This is a genomic window from Loktanella sp. DJP18 (assembly GCF_049310965.1).
In the GTDB taxonomy this organism is placed as follows: domain Bacteria; phylum Pseudomonadota; class Alphaproteobacteria; order Rhodobacterales; family Rhodobacteraceae; genus Loktanella.
In genome coordinates, this window is the sequence record NZ_JBMERN010000008.1 from 66,452 (window position 1) to 82,801 (window position 16,350).

The window sequence follows — 16,350 nt, forward strand, 5'->3', positions numbered from 1 at the left end:
GGTGTCACGCGCCCCGTTGCTGCTGCGCGCCTACGGCGGCCTTGCCAACATCGCCGCCCCGCTGCTGTTCCGCCGCATCCGCGACCGGCTGATCGCCCACGGCATCCAGCCCGGCCGCACTCGCGAACGCCTGGGCCACGCGACCGTCGCCCGGCCCGCGGGTCCGCTGGTCTGGGTCCACGGGGCGTCGGTCGGGGAAACGCTCTCGGCCCTGCCCGTCATCGCCGCGCTGCGCGACCGCCGCGACCCGCCCACGATCCTCGTGACTTCGGGCACCGCCACCAGCGCCCAGATTCTGACGCAACGCCTGCCACAAGGCTGCATCCACCAGTTCGCCCCGCTCGACGGCGCACGCGCCCTGCGCCGGTTCAACGCGCACTGGAAACCCGACTTGCTGGTGCTGATGGAATCCGAAATCTGGCCGCAGATGATCGCGACGGCACCTTGTCCTGTCGTCCTGCTGAACGCCCGTCTGTCGCCACGGGCTCTCGCGCGCTGGCGGAAACTCGGGTCCTCCGCGTCATGGCTTCTGTCGCGCCTTTGCCTGATCACCGCCCAGACCGAGGCGGTGGCCCAGGGTCTGCGCGACCTTGGCGTCGCTCCCGACCGCATCCGCGTCGGTGGCAACCTCAAGGCCGCCGCACCGCCGCTGGACGCCGACCCAGAAGCCTTCACGGCGATACGCACCCTCTTGGCCGACCGCCCCCGCTGGCTCGCCGCCTCGACCCACACGGGCGAAGAGGCGCATGTCCTTGCCGCGCATGCGGCGCTATTGCGCGAACATTCCGACCTCTGCCTGATTCTCGCGCCACGCCACCCGGACCGCGCCGACCGCATCGCGGCGCAGATCGCACAGGCCGGCCTGACCCTGACCCGCCGCAGCGTGGGCGAAAGCCCCACGTCGCAGGTCTACCTTGCCGACACGCTGGGCGAGATGGGGCTTTGGTATCGCGCCGCTCCCATCACCTTTGTCGGCGGGTCGCTGTCGCCCAACGGCGGCCACAACCCGTGGGAAGGGGCCGCCCTCGGCTGCGCCCTGCTGACGGGACACTATCTGACGAATGCAGCGCAGGACTGGCAGGCGCTGCGCGACGCGGATGCCGCGATCACCGGCCTGACCCCGGATACGCTGACGGCCGCCCTACGCGACCTGCTGGCCGACCCCGCCCGTGCCCGCGCAATGGGCGACGCCGCGCGGACCCTGACCGCCAGCCAGACCGGCGACGTTGCCCGCACTGTGGCGGACCTGCTGGCCCTGATGCCCCACGGCACCCCCCATGCTTCGTGACCCGGCCACGATCAGCGTCATCGCACCGAACCTCAAGCGCCGCCTGTCCGGCGTCACCTCGACCGTGATCCGCCTCGTGCCGTTGCAGGCCCGCGACATCGCCATCGCCGCAACCGGTCCTGTCTTGCCCGACGACGTGCCTCAGATCGCCCTGCACCGCCTGCCGTTCATGTCCCGCCATGCCTCTGATGGTGGACCTCGTGTCTGGCACGCCCGCCGCAATATCGAAATGATCGCCGGCCTTGCCCTGAAACATCTGCTCCGCAAGGACCTTGCGCTGATGTTCACCTCCGCCTCCCAGCGGCGGCACACCGCCCTGACGGCATGGCTGATTGCGCGGATGGATGCCGTGGTCGCGACATCGGCGCTCAGCGCCGGCTATCTGCGCGGGCCCAACACCGTCATTCACCACGGCATCGACACCGACACCTTTGCGCCGGCACCCGACAAGCGCGCCCTGTGCCGCAGCCTGAACCTGCCCGAAGACGCCTTGCTGATCGGCTGCTACGGTCGCATCCGCCCGTCCAAGGGCACCGACATCTTCGTTGAAGCACTGCTTGAAACCCTGCCCCGCCACCCGCACGCCATGGGCCTTGTGATGGGCCGGGCAGTCGGCAAGGACCAACCCTTTCTGCAGGCGCTGCGCGACCGGGTCGCCGCCCACGGCATGACCGACCGCATCCGCTTTTTGCCAGAGGTGCCGGCCCAGGCCACCGCAGCCTGGTATGCCGCCCTCGACCTTTACGTGGCACCCCAGCGGCACGAAGGTTTCGGTCTGACACCGCTAGAGGCTGCCGCCTGCGGCGTCCCCAGCATCGCCACCCGCACCGGTGCCTTCGCCGACATCGTGGCCGAGGGCGAAACCGGCACCCTCATCCCTACCGACAACGCCGCAGCGCTGAGTGGCGCGCTGGACGCTGTCCTGTCGGACCCTGACCGCCTGTCCCGCTGGTCCGCCGCCTGCCGACCGCGCATCCTGTCGGGCTTTCGCATCGCGGACGAGGCGCAGGCGCTGATCGCCATCTACCGCGATCTGCTGGGCCGCCCCGCGTCGGACTGAGGCTTGGGGTTCTGCCTCTCGGACCACATACCACGACATAAAAGGGCGCACCCGTCACGACAGGTCCGCCCTTCTTCTGGTTCCCAATATCCCCGCCGAAGGCTTGCCCGCCTTGCTTTCAAACCCGTCAGGCGGCCGGCATGCGCTTCTCGACAATCTCAGCCCACCAGCTGCATCCTGCGGGAATCGCGTCGTCGTTGAAGTTGTATTCCGGGTGATGCACCGACGCGCCGCCGATCCCGTTACCGACCAGAATGTAGGCCCCCGGCCGTTCCTCCAGCATGAAGGCGAAATCCTCGCCGCCCATGACCAGCGGGGCCTCGGCGCAATCGCCGGACACGCTGCGCGCGACGTCCGCGGCAAAGGCGGTCTGTTCCGCGCTGTTCACCATGACGGGGTAGCCCTTCATGTAGTTCACCGCGGCACGCGCCCCGTAGGCGCTCGCCGTGCCTTCCGCCAGCGCCGTCAGCCGCGCCTCGGCCATCTCGCGCATCTCCTTGGACATGGTGCGCACGGTGCCGCGCAGATGCACTCGCTGGGCGATCACGTTGAATGCCTTGCTGGAGCTTTCGATGCTGGTGACGCTGACCACGATCTGATCGGTCGGATCGGCATTGCGTGACGCGATGGATTGCAGGGCCACGACGACGTGCGCCGCGACCAGCGTCGAATCCACCGTCTCCTGCGGCTTGGCGGCATGGCCGCCCTTGCCCTCAATGGTGATCTCGAACTGGTCGGTCGCGGCGAAGAACGCCCCCGACCGGATGCCGAACTTGCCCAGCGGCATGCCGGGCCAGTTGTGCATGCCGTAGACCTCGTCGATCTTCCAGCGGTCCATCATGCCATCCTCGCACATTTCGCGCCCGCCGGCACCGCCTTCTTCGGCGGGTTGAAAGATCACGACGACGGTGCCGTCGAAATTGCGCGTCTCGGCCAGATATTGCGCCGCCCCCAGCAGCATCGCCGTGTGGCCGTCATGGCCACAGGCATGCATCGCGCCGGGCGTCTTGCTGGCATAGTCGAGGCCCGTCGCCTCGTGGATCGGCAATGCGTCCATGTCGGCGCGCAGCCCGATGGTGCGGCCCTTGCTGTCGGTCTTGCCCTTGATGACACCGACGACGCCGGTGCGCCCGATGCCGGTCACGACCTCGTCGCAGCCGACGGCGCGCAGCCGGTCAGCCACGACCTGCGCCGTGCGGTGGGTCTCGAACAGGATCTCGGGATTCTCGTGCAGATCGCGGCGGATCGCCGTGATCTCGGGCAGCAATTCGGCAAAACGGTTCTTGACGGGCATGGGGACACTCCTTTGACAGCGATCCTGTCACCGGCCCGGTCAAGGCGCAAGGCGACCGATTACAGATTCGGTCCCGCCACCATCTTCGATCCGTCCGAGAACCGCGACAGGCGAAACCGCGACAGATCGAAGCCCGGTCCCTGCCCCAGCGCCAGCCGCGCGGCGATGCGGCCAAAGGCCGGACCGATACCGAACCCGTGACCGCACATCCCCGTGCAGACCACCAGTCCCGGCAGGGAGTCGACGTGATCGACCACCGGCACGATATCGGGCAGCGTATCGATCATCCCGGCCCAGCTTGTCGCGATCTCGACCTTGCCCAGCCCCGGAAAGGTCTCCGCAAATTCGCGCGCCAGCCGCTGCACCCGCCTTGCGTTCGGGGCGGGGTCCAGGATGCGGCAGCGCTCGAACGGACTGACCGCGTCGTCGCCCCACTGTCGCGCCGTGCCCCAGCCGTCAGGATAGCCCTGCGGTGCCGCAGGCAGCAGCCGCGTGCCCAGCGGGTCCTCCATCAGCAGCTTCGTGAAGCTGCCGAAGGCGCGGAAGGCATCCGGCCCGACGAACAGCTCGTGAAACCCCGACGGGGCCAGCGTATAGCCGCCGTCCGCGCGCTTGCGCCAGGCCAGCCGCTTGTCAACGGCACCGCCCGCATTCACGTCGCCCAGCGGCCCGGTCGCCGCCACGGTCGCCCGGACCGACAGTTGCGGGATGCTGACGCCATGCCGCCGCAGGAACAGCGACGACCAGGCGCCGCCCGCCAGAACGACGGATTTCGTCCGGATCAATCCCTTTTCCGTCAGCACGCCCGCCACGCGCCCGCCGATCAGATCCAGCGCGCGCACCGCGCACTGTTCCACGATCCGCACCCCGGCCCGGTGCGCCGCCGCCGCGAACTTCGGCACCGCCAGCCACGGTTCCGCCTTCATGTCGCCCTGCGTCCACAACGCGCCGAGGTAGTCGCGCGACGTCCCCGGCACGGCGTCCTGCACCTGCCGCGCGTTCAGCAACGCGGTGCCGGTGTTGTACAGCGCCGCCGACCGCAACCAGCCTTCGTAGCGCGCCAGCTTTTCGGGCGTGTCCGCCAGATAAAGTGTGCCGGTCTGTCGCAGCCCGATATCGCCAGCCTCGGTTGCAAGAGTGGGCCACATCTTCTGCGCCTCCAGCATGATCGGCACCTCGGCCAGATCGCGGCCCTGCACCCGGATCCAGCCCCAGTTGCGACTGGACTGTTCGCCCGCGACGCGGCCCTTTTCCAGCAAGACGACGCTGACGCCTGTGCGGGCCAGTTCCCACGCGGTCATCACGCCGATGATGCCGCCGCCGATCACCACGACATCCGCCGCACCCGGCAATGGGTCGTCAAAGGTCACGGGCAGCCCCATGTGGATCGGAAAATGCATCACGCCAGATGCTCCACCAGACGCCGCATGAAGTCCTGACCGGCCTGAAACTGCGCCGTCGTGATGAACTCGTCCGGCTGATGCGCTTGCGCGATGTCGCCGGGCCCCACGACGCAGGCCGAATAGCCCCGTTCCTGAAACTGCCCCGCCTCGGTGCCGTAGCGGACGACGTGGCTGCCGTTGTCGCCGGTCAGCATCCGGGCCAGCTCTTCTGCTTTGCCCTGCTCTTCGGGCTGCAATCCCGGCAGGCCGAAATAGGCCTGCGCGTCGATGAAGGTGGCGGGGTGGATCGCCTGCATCTCGGCCTCTACCTCGCGCACGCGGGCCAGGAACAGGTCGCCCCAGCTTTGCACGTCCTCGCCCGGCACCACGCGAAAGGACAGATCGAACCGGCAGTCCTTTGCGGTGATGTTGTGCGCCGTGCCACCCTGCACCGTGCCGACGTGCGCAGAGGTGAACGGCGGATCGAACACGGCCGCCAGCGGCGACGGCGTGGCGGCCATGCGCTCTGCATTTATACCATTCGCCCAGTCAATCAGGCGCGCGGCCTGCATCACGGCACTGACGCCTTCGGTGATTCGCGAGGAATGGACCTCGTGCCCGCGCACATGCACCTTGTAGCCGATACCGCCCTTGTGGCCCGTGACCACCTGCATCATCGACGGCTCGCCCACCAGCACCGTATCGGCGCGGGGCATGCCGTGGCTGACCATGTGGTCGATCATGACCGGCGCGCCGGTGCAGCCGACCTCCTCGTCATAGCTTAGCGCGATCTGCAGCGGGCGACTGACACCCTGCCGCGCCGCCAGCGCCATCGCCCACAGGGCCAGCGCATCGAATCCCTTCATGTCGCAGGTGCCGCGCCCGAACAGCTTGCCGTCCCGTTCCGTCACGGCAAAGGGCTCCAGCGTCCAGTCCTGCCCGTCCACCGGCACCACATCCGTGTGCCCCGACAGGACCACGCCACCCGCGATCCTTGGCCCGACATGCGCATAAAGCGCCGCCTTGTCGCCTTCCGGGCTTGGCACGCGGACGACATCGGCCCCGATTCCGGTCAGGTAATCCTGCACCCAGTCGATCAAGGGCAGGTTGCTGTCGCGGCTGACGGTCGGGAACCCCACCAGCTTGTCCAGCAGGGCGCGGGGAGTCATGTCGAGGGCCATCTGATCTTCCTGAGGGCAAGGGATTTGCCCGGCCCACCCTGCGCGGGGCGGCGCAAAGGTCAAGGCGCAGCGCACCCATTTCCGCCCAAGGTCCGCGCAACGCGATAGAATATGCTGCAATTTCGACCACCGGATTCCTGACCAATGGGTCAAATGCCTTTCCGCTTGCGAGGTGCAAAAAGAATGTTACCGTCTTCCCTCAGACGACCTGCATCAAAGACAGGCGCATGCTCAAAAATGAACCGGGGAGGTTCGCTTATGCCCGATGGGGCTCGACTGCCCGGTGGGACGCAGCCTGTGCTTGACGTGGCCGGTCTCAAGACCGTGTTCAAGGTTCGGGGCGGCGAAGTCCACGCGGTCAACAATGTCAGCTTCGATCTGGCCGCCGGCGAACTGCTGGGCGTCGTGGGCGAAAGCGGATCGGGCAAGTCGGTCACGATGATGTCTCTCCTCGGGTTGCTACCCTCGCCCCCCGCCGACGTGCGCGGGGGCAGCGTGATGTTCGAAGGTCAGGATCTGCTGCACATCGGCGCAGAAGACCTGCGCGCCGTGCGCGGCGGGCGCATCGGTTTCGTGTTTCAGGACCCGATGACCTCTCTGAACCCGGTGTTCACCGTCGGCTATCAGATCATGGAACCCCTGCGTGCCCACATGGGCCTGAACAAGCGCGCCGCCCGCGCGCGGGCGCAGGAACTGCTGGAGCTTGTCGGCATTCCCGGTGCGGCGCAGCGCCTCGACGACTATCCGCACCAGTTTTCCGGCGGGATGCGCCAGCGGGTGATGATCGCGATCGCCCTCGCCTGCGATCCCAAGGTTCTGATCGCGGACGAGCCGACGACGGCCCTCGACGTCACCATTCAGGCGCAGATCATCGAACTGATGAAGGACCTGCGCGACAAGCTGGGCATGGCCGTCATCTGGATCACCCACGACCTTGGCGTCATTGCCGGGATCGCCGACCGCGTGATCGTGATGTATGGCGGCCAGATCGTCGAACATGCGCCCGTGAAGGAGTTGTTCCGCAATCCGCAGCACCCCTATACGCGCGCCCTCCTGACGACGATCCCCAAGATCACCGGCGAACGTGCCCGTCGCCTGACGATCATCCAGGGCCAGCCGCCGATCCTGGGCGACGCCCCGACCGCCTGCCCCTTCCGCGACCGGTGCGATGTAGCAATCCTGCGGTGCAGCCGCGAAAATCCGCCCCGCTTCGACCTTGGCGGCGGCCATGACGCCGCCTGCTTCGTGGCAAAGGGTGCAACCGATGCTTGATCAAGGCAGCACGCCGCTCGTGCAGGTTCGCGACCTGAAGATGCACTTTCCCATCTATTCCGGCCTGATGCGCCGCCAGACCGGCGCGGTCAAGGCGGTGGACGGCGTCACCTTCGACATCATGCAGGGCGAAACCCTTGGCCTTGTGGGTGAATCCGGTTGCGGCAAGTCCACCTGCGGCCGCGCGATCCTGCGCCTTTACGACATCACCGGCGGCGAGGTCATCATCGACGGCACCGCCATCGGCCAGATGTCGCAGTCCGACCTGCGCCCCAGGCGCCCAATGATGCAGATGGTGTTCCAGGACCCGCAGGCATCGCTGAACCCCCGCATGACCGTCGAGGCGATCATTCGCGAACCGCTGGATGAACATACGAAACTCACCACCGCCGAGAAAGAGGCCAAGGTCGGTGAATTGATGGATGCCGTCGGCCTGAACCGTCGCTTTGCCAAGCGCTATCCGCACGCCTTTTCCGGCGGCCAGCGCCAGCGCATCGGCATCGCGCGGGCCTTGGCGCTGAATCCCAAGTTCATCGTCTGCGACGAACCCATCGCGGCGCTGGACGTCTCGATCCAGGCGCAGGTCGTGAACCTGCTGGAAGACCTTCAGGAACAGTTCGGCCTGACGTATCTCTTCATCAGCCACGACCTGTCGATGGTCCGCCACATCGCCACCCGCATCGCGGTGATGTATCTGGGCAAGGTGGTCGAACTGGCACCGCGTGCCGCGCTCTACGACGACCCGCTGCACCCCTATACCAAGGCGCTGCTGTCCGCCGTCCCCGAACCGGACCCGTCGCTGGCCCAGACCCGCGACCGGATCATCCTGCAAGGCGACGTGCCATCCCCCGCCAATCCGCCACAGGGCTGCAACTTCTGCACGCGCTGTCCGGCCGTCATGCCGGTGTGCCGCAAGGTGGAACCAACCTTTCAGGAGGTGCAACCGGGCCGCTTCGTCGCCTGCCACCTGTACGAATCCACCGGCACCGCGGGGCAAACCGCGGGTCGATCGTAACATCAGCAAGGGAGATATACTGATGAGAATGAAGACACTTCTGCTTGGCGCTGCCGCCACGATGGCCTTTGGCCAGATGGCGCAGGCCCAGTCCGAAAATCCGGGCGGCGAACGCGGCCGCGACGGGGCCGTCGGCATCATCTACTGGCAGGCGCCGTCGATCCTGAACGCCTACCTGTCCGGTGGCACCAAGGATATCGAGGCGGCAAGTCTCGTGACCGAACCCCTTGGCCGCTATGACGAAACCGGTGCGCCCGTGCCATGGCTGGTCGATGAGATCCCGACCGTCGCAAACGGCGGCGTGGCCGAGGATCTGACCTCGATCACCTGGAAACTGACCGAGGGTCTGCTGTGGTCCGACGGCACGCCCGTCACTTCGGCCGACGTGAAGTTCACCGCCGACTATTGCATGGACCCCGAAGGCGGCTGCGCCCAGCTTGCCAAGTTCGAAGGCGTCGAGAGCGTCGAGATCATCGACGACCTGACGGTCAAGGTGAACTTCACCGGCCCGACCCCGAACCCCTATGGCCCCTTCATGGGCAACCAGTCGCCGATCATCCAGGCCGCGCAATTCGCGGACTGCACCGGCACCCGCGCGCCGGAATGCACCGACGCCAACTTCATGCCGATCGGCACCGGCCCCTTCGTGGTGACGGACTTCCGCACCAACGACGTGATCCAGCTGGAAGCCAACCCCAACTACCGTGACCCGTCCAAGCCCGCCTTTGCCACCGTCACCTTCAAGGGCGGCGGCGACGCAGAGGCCGCGGGCCGCGCCGTGCTGCAAACCGGCGAATTCGACTATGCCTGGAACCTGCAACTTGCCCCCGATGTCATCACAGCGATGGCCGAAGGCGGCGTCGGCACGCCGATCAGCGCCTTCGGCACGCTGGTCGAACGGATCGAGATGAACCTGACCGATCCCTCCCCCGACCTGCCCGAGGGCGAGCGGTCCACCGTCGCGCATCCGCACCCCTTCCTGTCGGATGAACGGGTCCGCCGCGCGCTGTCGATGGCTATCGACCGCAATTTGCTGGTCGAGGTCGGCTACGGTCAGGCCGGTCGCGCGACCTGCAACCTGGTCCCCGCCCCCGAGATGTTCGCATCCGACAACACCGGGTGTCTGACGCAGGACATGGAAGGTGCGATGGCCCTGCTGGACGAAGCGGGCTGGACCGACACCAATGGCAACGGCATCCGCGACAAGGATGGGGTGGAAATGAACATCCTGTTCCAGTCCTCCACCAACGCCGTGCGCCAAGACTTCCAGGCTCTGATCAAGGATTGGTGGGAACAGATCGGCACCAGCGTAGAGTTGCGCAACATCGACGGGTCCGTGTTCTTCGGCGGTGATCCGGGCTCGCCCGACACCTTCCAGAAGTTCTATGCGGACGTGGAAATGTATGCCAACAACTTCGACGGCACGGACCCTGCATCCTACCTCGCGTCGTACACCTGCGAAAAGGCGCCGCGCCCCGACACCGGCTGGCAGGGCGAAAACATCAACCGCTACTGCGACCCCGCCTATGACGCGCTGGTGAAAGAGCTGAACGCGACCGCAGAGCTTGAAGAGCGTGGCCGCATCGCCAAGCTGCTGAACGACATGATCACCAAGGACAGCATGACGATCGTGCCGCTGGTGGACCGGGGTCGTGTCTCCGCCCATTCCAACACCCTGGGCGGCGTGATCCTGAACACCTGGGATTCCGAGCTCTGGAATGCCGCCGACTGGTATCGCATCAAGGAATAAGCGCCTTGGCAGCGCCGGGCGGAGTCTCGCCCGGCGCATCCCCGCAAGCCCTGACCCAAGGCGCCCCCGCATGCTGACCTACACCTTCCGCAGGCTGCTGATCTCGATCCCGACGCTTTTGTTCATCGCTTTCGTGATCTTCATGCTGCTCGAACTCGCCCCCGGCGATCCGATGGCGAACATGCCCCTGACCATCCCGCCAGAGGTCAAGGAAAAGATGCGCCTGGCCCTTGGCCTGGGCGAGCCCTGGTGGATCCGCTTCCCGCTCTGGCTCAAGCAGTTCTTCATCGTGGAACCGATGTACTGGATCGACGGCACCTTCGGCACCAACCTCGCGGATGGCGCGCAGCGCATCATCAGCTTCCAGTCCCGCTCTCCGGTCTTCGACACCATCGCGCAGCGCCTGCCACAGACGCTTTGGGTCGTCGGCATGTCCTACGTGGTCGGCGTCCTGATCGCCCTGCCCATCGGCATCATCTCGGCCTACCGGCAGTATTCGATCTTCGATCAGGCCGGCACCTTCGTGTCGATGATCGGCTTTTCCGTGCCGCCGTTCTTTTCCGGTGTGCTGCTGATCGTGATCTTCTCGGTCTCGCTCGGCTGGCTGCCGTCGATCTACGACACCACCCATGTCGTCAACGACTGGGCCAGCCTGAAGGTACAGATCAAGCAGATGATCATGCCGGTGATGGTGCTGGCGTTGCAGACTACGGCACAGGTCAGCCGCTACATGCGCGCTTCGATGCTCGACAACCTCGGTCAGGACTACGTCCGCACCGCCCGCGCCAAGGGCATGACCGAAAGCGTCGTGGTCCTGCGCCACGTCCTGCGCAATTCGATGATCCCGGTCATCACCGTGATCGCGCTTGGCATCCCTTCGATCTTCGGCGGTGCGATCATCACGGAGCAGATCTTCAAGGTGAACGGTCTGGGCCAGCTTCTGATCATCGCCCTGCAAGGCAACGACATCCCGATGGTCATGACGCTGACCTTCCTCTTCGCGATCCTGATCGTGATGTTCAACCTGATTGCCGACGTCCTTTATGGCGTGTTCGACCCGAGGATTCGCTATGACTGACCGCCACCCCGCCGCAGACGCCGACACCTTGATGGTCGCCGGCGATCCCACGGCCCCGGTCAAGGCCGTCAAGGCCCGCAACCAGTGGCTAGACGTCTGGGACCAGTTCCGCACCCACAAGGGGGCCATGGCATCGCTGGTGTTCCTGATCGTCATCGTCCTCTTCGTGCTGCTCGGGCCTTGGCTCTGGGGCGTTGATCCCACCGCGCTGGACATCCGCAACAAAGACATCCGCCCCATCGTCTCTGCCCTCTGGGGGGCCGAAAAGGTGTCATGGGCGCACCCGATGGGCACCGACAATCTGGGCCACGACCTGATGGCGCAGCTCATGCAGGGCGGCCGGATCAGCCTCGCGGTCGGGGCAGCCGCAATGATCCTGGCCATCCTGATCGGTACCTGCGTCGGGGTGATCGCGGGCTATTTCAACCGCCTCGACGGGCTGCTGATGCGGCTGACGGACCTGTTCCTTGCCCTGCCCCTGCTGCCCTTGCTGCTGGTGATGATGCTGCTGTTCCGCGACCCGCTGCGGTCGGCCTTCGGGCCGGAACAGGGCATCTTCATCCTGATCGTGGCCGGCATCGGCATCACAAGCTGGATGCACACCGCCCGCATCGTGCGCGGCGACGTTCTGGCGCTGAAGGAGCGCGAATACGTCCTCGCCGCGCGCAGCATCGGCACGCCCAGCCGCCGGATCATCACGCGCCACCTGCTGCCCAACGTGTTGTCACCGATCATGGTCTCGGCCACCCTCGGCCTTGCCACCGCGATCATCACCGAATCCGCACTGTCGTTCCTTGGCCTCGGCTTTCCGCCGGATTTCCCGACCTGGGGCAAAATCCTGGCCGACAGCGTTCCCCGCATGACCGCCTTCCCGGAGCGCGTGATCCTGCCCGGCCTCGCGATCTCGCTGACCGTGCTGGCGGTGAATTACATCGGCGACGGGCTGCGCGACGCCCTCGACCCTCGCATCCGGGGGCTGTGACTACTCAAGGTGCCGCTTCAGACGCTGCACCATCGCCCACACCGCCACCAGCACCACCGGTGTGACCAGCGCCGCCAAGGTCGCCTTGCTGACGCCCAGAGGCTCTTCCAGCGGCCCCAGCACATACATCGCAAGGCTGACCGCGTAATAGCTGATCGCGACCGTCGACAGCCCCTCGACCGTGCGTTGCAACCGCAGTTGCAGGTCCGCGCGCCGATCCATGCTTTCCAGCAGGTCCCGGTTCTGGGCAGAGCGTTCGACGTCCACCCGCGTCCGCAGCAGATCGCCTGCGCGCAGAGCGCGGTCGCTCATCGCCTTCAGGCGTCCTTCGGTCGATTTCACCGTCCGCATCGCCGGATCGAAGCGGCGCATCATGAACTCGCCAAAGGTCTGGCGCCCCTCGAACCGTTCCTCGCGCAGCACGTCGATGCGCTGGTTCACGATGGTCTCGTAGGCACCCGTCGCGCCGAACCGGAAAGCCGACTGCGCCACGATGTTCTCAAGCTCTGCCGACACCGTCAGCAGGTTCTGCAACAGCACCGCAGGCGCGCCCACCGGGCCGCACATCTCTGACAGCAGGGCGGTCAGCCGGTCGTCGATCGTCGCCATCTGCGGGCCAAGATCGCGGGCGCGGCTCAGGCCCAGCATCGACATCGCCTTGTAGGTCTCGATCTCGCACAGGCGCTGCACGACGCGGCCGGTGCGCCGCTCTCCCGCCTTGCTGCGCGCGAAAACGGCAAAGCGCATGTGCCCGCCCGTGTCGATCCGAAAGTCCGAGGCGACGACAAGCTCGCCGTCAAGCACGCGGGAAATCGCAAGGCTTTCCGGCACGAACCAGTCGTCCACCTTGTGCGTTATTCCCGCGTCGCCATCCGCCAGTTCCACCCGGATCAGGGCCGAAGTGATGCGGACCCCCGGCGCCGCACGCAGCCAGTCGTCGGGGAATACCGCAAAGGTCGCGGCGTCATAGGGACGGTCCGCGACCCCCTGCCCGAAGATCGTGAAGGTCACGAATTCCGTATGGCTTTCCCACTTCAGCAGATGCTTGCCGATCTGGCCCGAGTAATGCGTAGCCCCCGGCTGAGGATGCGCGGCACCGAAACGGTCCAGCAAGGCGATCAGATGCGCGCGGTCCGCATCGCGGTCGCGGCCGGCGGCATTGTGGGCGGGCTTTATCGCCAGATAGGCGGCCCGCGCCGGGGCCCGCACCGCCGGAAAAGGGCGCGCGTGCAATTCGTTGGCCAAGGCATAGCGCAGGGGATGGTCTTCGATCGGGGGCATGGGCATCGCCTTTGGGTGGTCCTGAGGTCCAACCTAGCGGGCGCTGCCGCAGGGTAAACGTGAAAATGCAATGCCCAGAAACACTTAGCGGCGCACGATAGTATACCGTGCGCCGCCAGTCCGACCTCTACAGGGTGAAAACCCTTAGATCACAACCACATCCAGCGGCGGAAAGCCGTTGAAGCAGACCGACGAATAGGTCGAGGTATAGGCTCCGGTGTTGCGGATCAGCACTCGGTCGCCCGACTTCAGCGTCAGCGGCAGGTTCATCGGGCGTTTTTCATACAGCACGTCTGCGGAATCGCATGACGGTCCCGCCATGATGCAGGGGCCGGTGGCGTCGCCGTCGCGGTCGGTCTCGAACTGATAGCGGATCGCCTCGCCTTCGGTCTCGGCCAGGCCAGAGAAACGGCCAATCGACAGATAGACCCAGCGATGCACGTCGCGGTCGGACTTGCGGCTGACCAGCATGACCTCGCAGGCGATGACGCCCGCCTCGGCCACCATGCCACGCCCCGGTTCCGCCATGATGCGGGGGATGTGGCCGAACTTCTCTTCGACCAGCGCCATGACGCGCGACGCGTAGACCGTCGGCGTGTCGATCGCCTCGCCGTAGAACGCCGGAAATCCGCCGCCGATGTTCAGCAGGGTCAGCGTATGACCCGCATCCTTGGCGGCCTGCCAGATCTCGGCCATCTGGTCCAGTGTGGGGGCCCACATCTCGGCCCGGCGGGTCTGGCTGCCGACGTGAAACGAAAATCCGACCGGAGTCAGCCCGACCTCTGTCGCGTAGTCCAGCAGTTGCAGCGCCAGCCCAGCGTCGCAGCCGAACTTGCGCGTCAGCGGCCAGTCGGCTTCCGACGTCTCGACGATCAGGCGGATGTAGACGGACGCGCCCGGCGCATGTTCGGCGATCTTGTCCAGCTCTTCCTCGGCATCGGCGGCGAACAACGTGATGCCCGCGCCATGCGCCCAGGCGATGTCGGAGGCCCGCTTGATCGTGTTGCCGTAGGAAATCGTGTCGGGATGCGCGCCGGCGGCGATGCACATCTCGATCTCGCCCCGGCTCGCGGCATCGAAATGCGACCCAAGCTGCACCAGACGTTCCAGCACTGGCTTGGCCGGGTTCGCCTTTACGGCATAGTGGATATCCGCATGACCCAGACCGGCCTTGAGCGCATTGTACTGCGTCTCGACCCGGTCGCAGTCGATCACGAGGGTCGGCTTGTCAAAGTCCCGTCCCGCGACATAGGCGTCCAGCTTTGGTGTGGCGACACGAACAGGCGCTTGCGCGCCCGCGGTTGATGCAATCATGGTCATCTCCAGTAGACCCGGCCGTAGGAGAGGATCAACCGCTCCGAGACCGCTCAGTTCCAAGGGAGACGTTACCGTCGCTGCATAACAATGCATGGTGCAGGCCAGAGGCGCGTGCGTTGGCGTCTATGGGGGGCATTTGATGCAAACTGCGGTGCCGATCAAGGGATTTTTCCGAAGCGGGCCAAATATTTTGCGCTGCCCGCCCCGCCGGTCTAGACCACGCCCATGTCGCGCCTGATCCTGTTCAACAAACCCTTCGACGTGCTGTCGCAATTCACCGATGCGCGCAGCCCGACGCCCCGCGCCACGCTGTCGGATTTCATCGACGTGCCAAGGGTTTACCCGGCAGGACGGCTGGACCGCGACAGCGAGGGGCTATTGCTTTTGACCGACGACGGTGCGCTCCAGGCCCGCATCAGCGACCCGCGCTTCAAGGCCCCCAAGACCTACCTCGTGCAGATCGAAGGCTGTTACGATGACGCGGCCCTTGCCGCATTGCGGACCGGTGTCACGTTGAAGGACGGCCCGACCCGTCCCGCACAGGTGCGACGCATCGACGCCCCTGCCCTCTGGCCGCGCACTCCGCCCGTCAGGTTTCGCAAATCCGTCCCGGACTGCTGGCTGGAACTGACGATCACCGAAGGCCGCAACCGGCAGGTCCGTCGCATGACGGCCTACGTCGGCCACCCGACCCTGCGGCTGGTGCGGTGGCGGATCGGGGACTGGAGCCTTGACGATCTCGCGCCAGGGCAATGGCGCGAGGTCTGAGGCAAAGACGCATTTACTTCTGTTCGGCTGCGATGATGAGGCTGCCACCGTTTCGGCGGGTGCCCTGCACTGCCACCAGATCGGTATCGCCGGCCACCAGCCCCTTGATGACGCGCGGCGTCCCGACGGCCGCGACACGCGTTCCGACGAACTGGCCGTCCAAGGTGCCCCCGACCGTCACGTCACCGGTTCCTGCGATGCTGAGCGTTCCGGCGTAATCCGTGCTGAACCGGTTAGGTGAACCCCCACCAATCTCCGAGGCCCGGCCACCGATGGCGACCCTGCCGCCGACGGTGTAGGGAACGAGAGGCTTGTTCGGCCCGTTTTCCACTCCTTGAAAGTTGTCGATGGTGCCGGTCACACGGCCCGAGCCGAAGTTCGCCGTCAATCTGGCATCACCAATCATGGTCAACCCGTCGGGATGGATCTCGGAGGTGCGGTTCACGGTCAATTCGCTGACGCCGCGGAACGTGGCCACCCCGTTGTCGGCATCTCATTGAAGGCCGTGCCCCCCATGCGGTTGACCCGGGTCGCCAAGGCGGTCGCCGATAGCACGCGCTCATTCAGCAGATCGGTCGGAAGGCGACCGTCGCTGCCGCTGCCGCCACAGGCAGCAAGAAGCAGAAGGGAGGCGAGGGCGGGGAAGACAAAGCGGGACATCACAAATTTCCTAATATTGTGT

15 protein-coding genes are annotated in these 16,350 nt (G+C 66.0%); 8 read left to right on the forward strand and 7 right to left on the reverse strand.

What is annotated here, in order from left to right:
• The first annotated feature begins 1 nt into the window (after position 1).
• Positions 2-1,288, forward strand: a complete 1,287-nt coding sequence (locus tag ACOI1H_RS04005) for a 3-deoxy-D-manno-octulosonic acid transferase (RefSeq protein ID WP_422435432.1) — start codon at positions 2-4, stop codon at positions 1,286-1,288.
• Complete coding sequence (locus tag ACOI1H_RS04010) at positions 1,278-2,348, forward strand: glycosyltransferase family 4 protein (RefSeq protein WP_422435433.1); 1,071 nt, start codon at positions 1,278-1,280, stop codon at positions 2,346-2,348. The genes ACOI1H_RS04005 and ACOI1H_RS04010 overlap by 11 nt, the downstream gene beginning before the upstream one ends.
• Positions 2,349-2,475: 127 nt before the next feature.
• Here the strand turns inward: ACOI1H_RS04010 and ACOI1H_RS04015 are convergent, their stop codons facing one another.
• The 3 genes from ACOI1H_RS04015 to argE are packed head-to-tail and all read right to left on the reverse strand — an operon-like array spanning position 2,476 to position 6,205.
• Positions 2,476-3,642, reverse strand: a complete 1,167-nt coding sequence (locus ACOI1H_RS04015; RefSeq protein WP_422435434.1) for a M20 aminoacylase family protein — start codon at positions 3,640-3,642, stop codon at positions 2,476-2,478.
• Between the two features lie 59 nt (positions 3,643-3,701).
• Positions 3,702-5,042 (reverse strand): NAD(P)/FAD-dependent oxidoreductase, encoded by a 1,341-nt coding sequence (locus tag ACOI1H_RS04020; RefSeq protein ID WP_422435448.1) that lies wholly within the window; start codon positions 5,040-5,042, stop codon positions 3,702-3,704.
• Positions 5,042-6,205: an acetylornithine deacetylase gene (argE, locus tag ACOI1H_RS04025; protein WP_422435435.1), complete on the reverse strand. Its 1,164-nt coding sequence runs from the start codon at positions 6,203-6,205 to the stop codon at positions 5,042-5,044. The genes ACOI1H_RS04020 and argE overlap by 1 nt, the downstream gene beginning before the upstream one ends.
• A gap of 276 nt (positions 6,206-6,481) precedes the next feature.
• On the opposite strand from argE, the gene ACOI1H_RS04030 reads away from it, so the two are divergent.
• The 5 genes from ACOI1H_RS04030 to ACOI1H_RS04050 all read left to right on the forward strand — a co-directional run bounded on the left by ACOI1H_RS04030 (position 6,482) and on the right by ACOI1H_RS04050 (position 12,302).
• Entirely contained in the window at positions 6,482-7,477 is a 996-nt protein-coding gene (locus tag ACOI1H_RS04030; RefSeq protein ID WP_422435449.1) for an ABC transporter ATP-binding protein, read from the forward strand.
• Positions 7,470-8,492 carry an ABC transporter ATP-binding protein gene (locus ACOI1H_RS04035; protein WP_422435436.1) on the forward strand — a complete coding sequence of 341 codons (1,023 nt, stop codon included), beginning with the start codon at positions 7,470-7,472 and terminating at the stop codon, positions 8,490-8,492. The genes ACOI1H_RS04030 and ACOI1H_RS04035 overlap by 8 nt, the downstream gene beginning before the upstream one ends.
• A 22-nt stretch (positions 8,493-8,514) precedes the next feature.
• A complete protein-coding gene (locus ACOI1H_RS04040) occupies positions 8,515-10,242 on the forward strand; it encodes a peptide ABC transporter substrate-binding protein (protein WP_422435437.1) in 1,728 nt (575 codons plus the stop codon).
• A 70-nt stretch (positions 10,243-10,312) separates the two neighbouring features.
• Complete coding sequence (locus ACOI1H_RS04045) at positions 10,313-11,320, forward strand: ABC transporter permease (protein WP_422435438.1); 1,008 nt, start codon at positions 10,313-10,315, stop codon at positions 11,318-11,320.
• A gap of 31 nt (positions 11,321-11,351) precedes the next feature.
• Positions 11,352-12,302, forward strand: coding sequence for an ABC transporter permease (locus ACOI1H_RS04050; RefSeq protein WP_422435450.1), 951 nt, complete (start codon positions 11,352-11,354; stop codon positions 12,300-12,302).
• On the opposite strand, the gene ACOI1H_RS04055 is transcribed toward ACOI1H_RS04050, so the two are convergent.
• Both ACOI1H_RS04055 and ACOI1H_RS04060 read right to left on the reverse strand, forming a co-directional pair.
• Positions 12,303-13,583, reverse strand: coding sequence for a DUF3422 family protein (locus ACOI1H_RS04055; protein WP_422435439.1), 1,281 nt, complete (start codon positions 13,581-13,583; stop codon positions 12,303-12,305). It abuts the gene before it with no gap.
• A 144-nt stretch (positions 13,584-13,727) separates the two neighbouring features.
• A complete protein-coding gene (locus ACOI1H_RS04060) occupies positions 13,728-14,903 on the reverse strand; it encodes a type III PLP-dependent enzyme (RefSeq protein ID WP_422435440.1) in 1,176 nt (391 codons plus the stop codon).
• A gap of 222 nt (positions 14,904-15,125) precedes the next feature.
• Here ACOI1H_RS04060 and ACOI1H_RS04065 point away from each other — a divergent pair, with 222 nt between their 5' ends.
• Positions 15,126-15,668, forward strand: coding sequence for a pseudouridine synthase (locus tag ACOI1H_RS04065; RefSeq protein WP_422435441.1), 543 nt, complete (start codon positions 15,126-15,128; stop codon positions 15,666-15,668).
• A gap of 13 nt (positions 15,669-15,681) precedes the next feature.
• On the opposite strand, the gene ACOI1H_RS04070 is transcribed toward ACOI1H_RS04065, so the two are convergent.
• Together ACOI1H_RS04070 and ACOI1H_RS04075 are read right to left on the reverse strand one after the other, a co-directional pair.
• On the reverse strand, positions 15,682-16,113 hold the full coding sequence (locus ACOI1H_RS04070; RefSeq protein WP_422435442.1) for a hypothetical protein: 432 nt from the start codon (positions 16,111-16,113) through the stop codon (positions 15,682-15,684).
• Between the two features lie 2 nt (positions 16,114-16,115).
• A partial coding sequence (locus ACOI1H_RS04075; RefSeq protein ID WP_422435443.1) for a hypothetical protein occupies positions 16,116-16,350 on the reverse strand: 235 nt, incomplete at its 5' end.

What these genes read in the sequence shown, in the direction of transcription:
- ACOI1H_RS04040 (WP_422435437.1), top strand. Translation starts at nt 8,515, where the DNA reads ATGAGAATGAAGACACTTCTGCTTGGCGCTGCCGCCACGATGGCCTTT.
- ACOI1H_RS04015 (WP_422435434.1), bottom strand. Translation starts at nt 3,642, where the DNA reads ATGCCCGTCAAGAACCGTTTTGCCGAATTGCTGCCCGAGATCACGGCG.
- ACOI1H_RS04010 (WP_422435433.1), top strand. Translation starts at nt 1,278, where the DNA reads ATGCTTCGTGACCCGGCCACGATCAGCGTCATCGCACCGAACCTCAAG.
- ACOI1H_RS04060 (WP_422435440.1), bottom strand. Translation starts at nt 14,903, where the DNA reads ATGACCATGATTGCATCAACCGCGGGCGCGCAAGCGCCTGTTCGTGTC.
- ACOI1H_RS04035 (WP_422435436.1), top strand. Translation starts at nt 7,470, where the DNA reads ATGCTTGATCAAGGCAGCACGCCGCTCGTGCAGGTTCGCGACCTGAAG.
- argE (WP_422435435.1), bottom strand. Translation starts at nt 6,205, where the DNA reads ATGGCCCTCGACATGACTCCCCGCGCCCTGCTGGACAAGCTGGTGGGG.
- ACOI1H_RS04055 (WP_422435439.1), bottom strand. Translation starts at nt 13,583, where the DNA reads ATGCCCCCGATCGAAGACCATCCCCTGCGCTATGCCTTGGCCAACGAA.
- ACOI1H_RS04065 (WP_422435441.1), top strand. Translation starts at nt 15,126, where the DNA reads ATGTCGCGCCTGATCCTGTTCAACAAACCCTTCGACGTGCTGTCGCAA.
- ACOI1H_RS04020 (WP_422435448.1), bottom strand. Translation starts at nt 5,042, where the DNA reads ATGCATTTTCCGATCCACATGGGGCTGCCCGTGACCTTTGACGACCCA.
- ACOI1H_RS04045 (WP_422435438.1), top strand. Translation starts at nt 10,313, where the DNA reads ATGCTGACCTACACCTTCCGCAGGCTGCTGATCTCGATCCCGACGCTT.
- ACOI1H_RS04050 (WP_422435450.1), top strand. Translation starts at nt 11,352, where the DNA reads ATGGTCGCCGGCGATCCCACGGCCCCGGTCAAGGCCGTCAAGGCCCGC.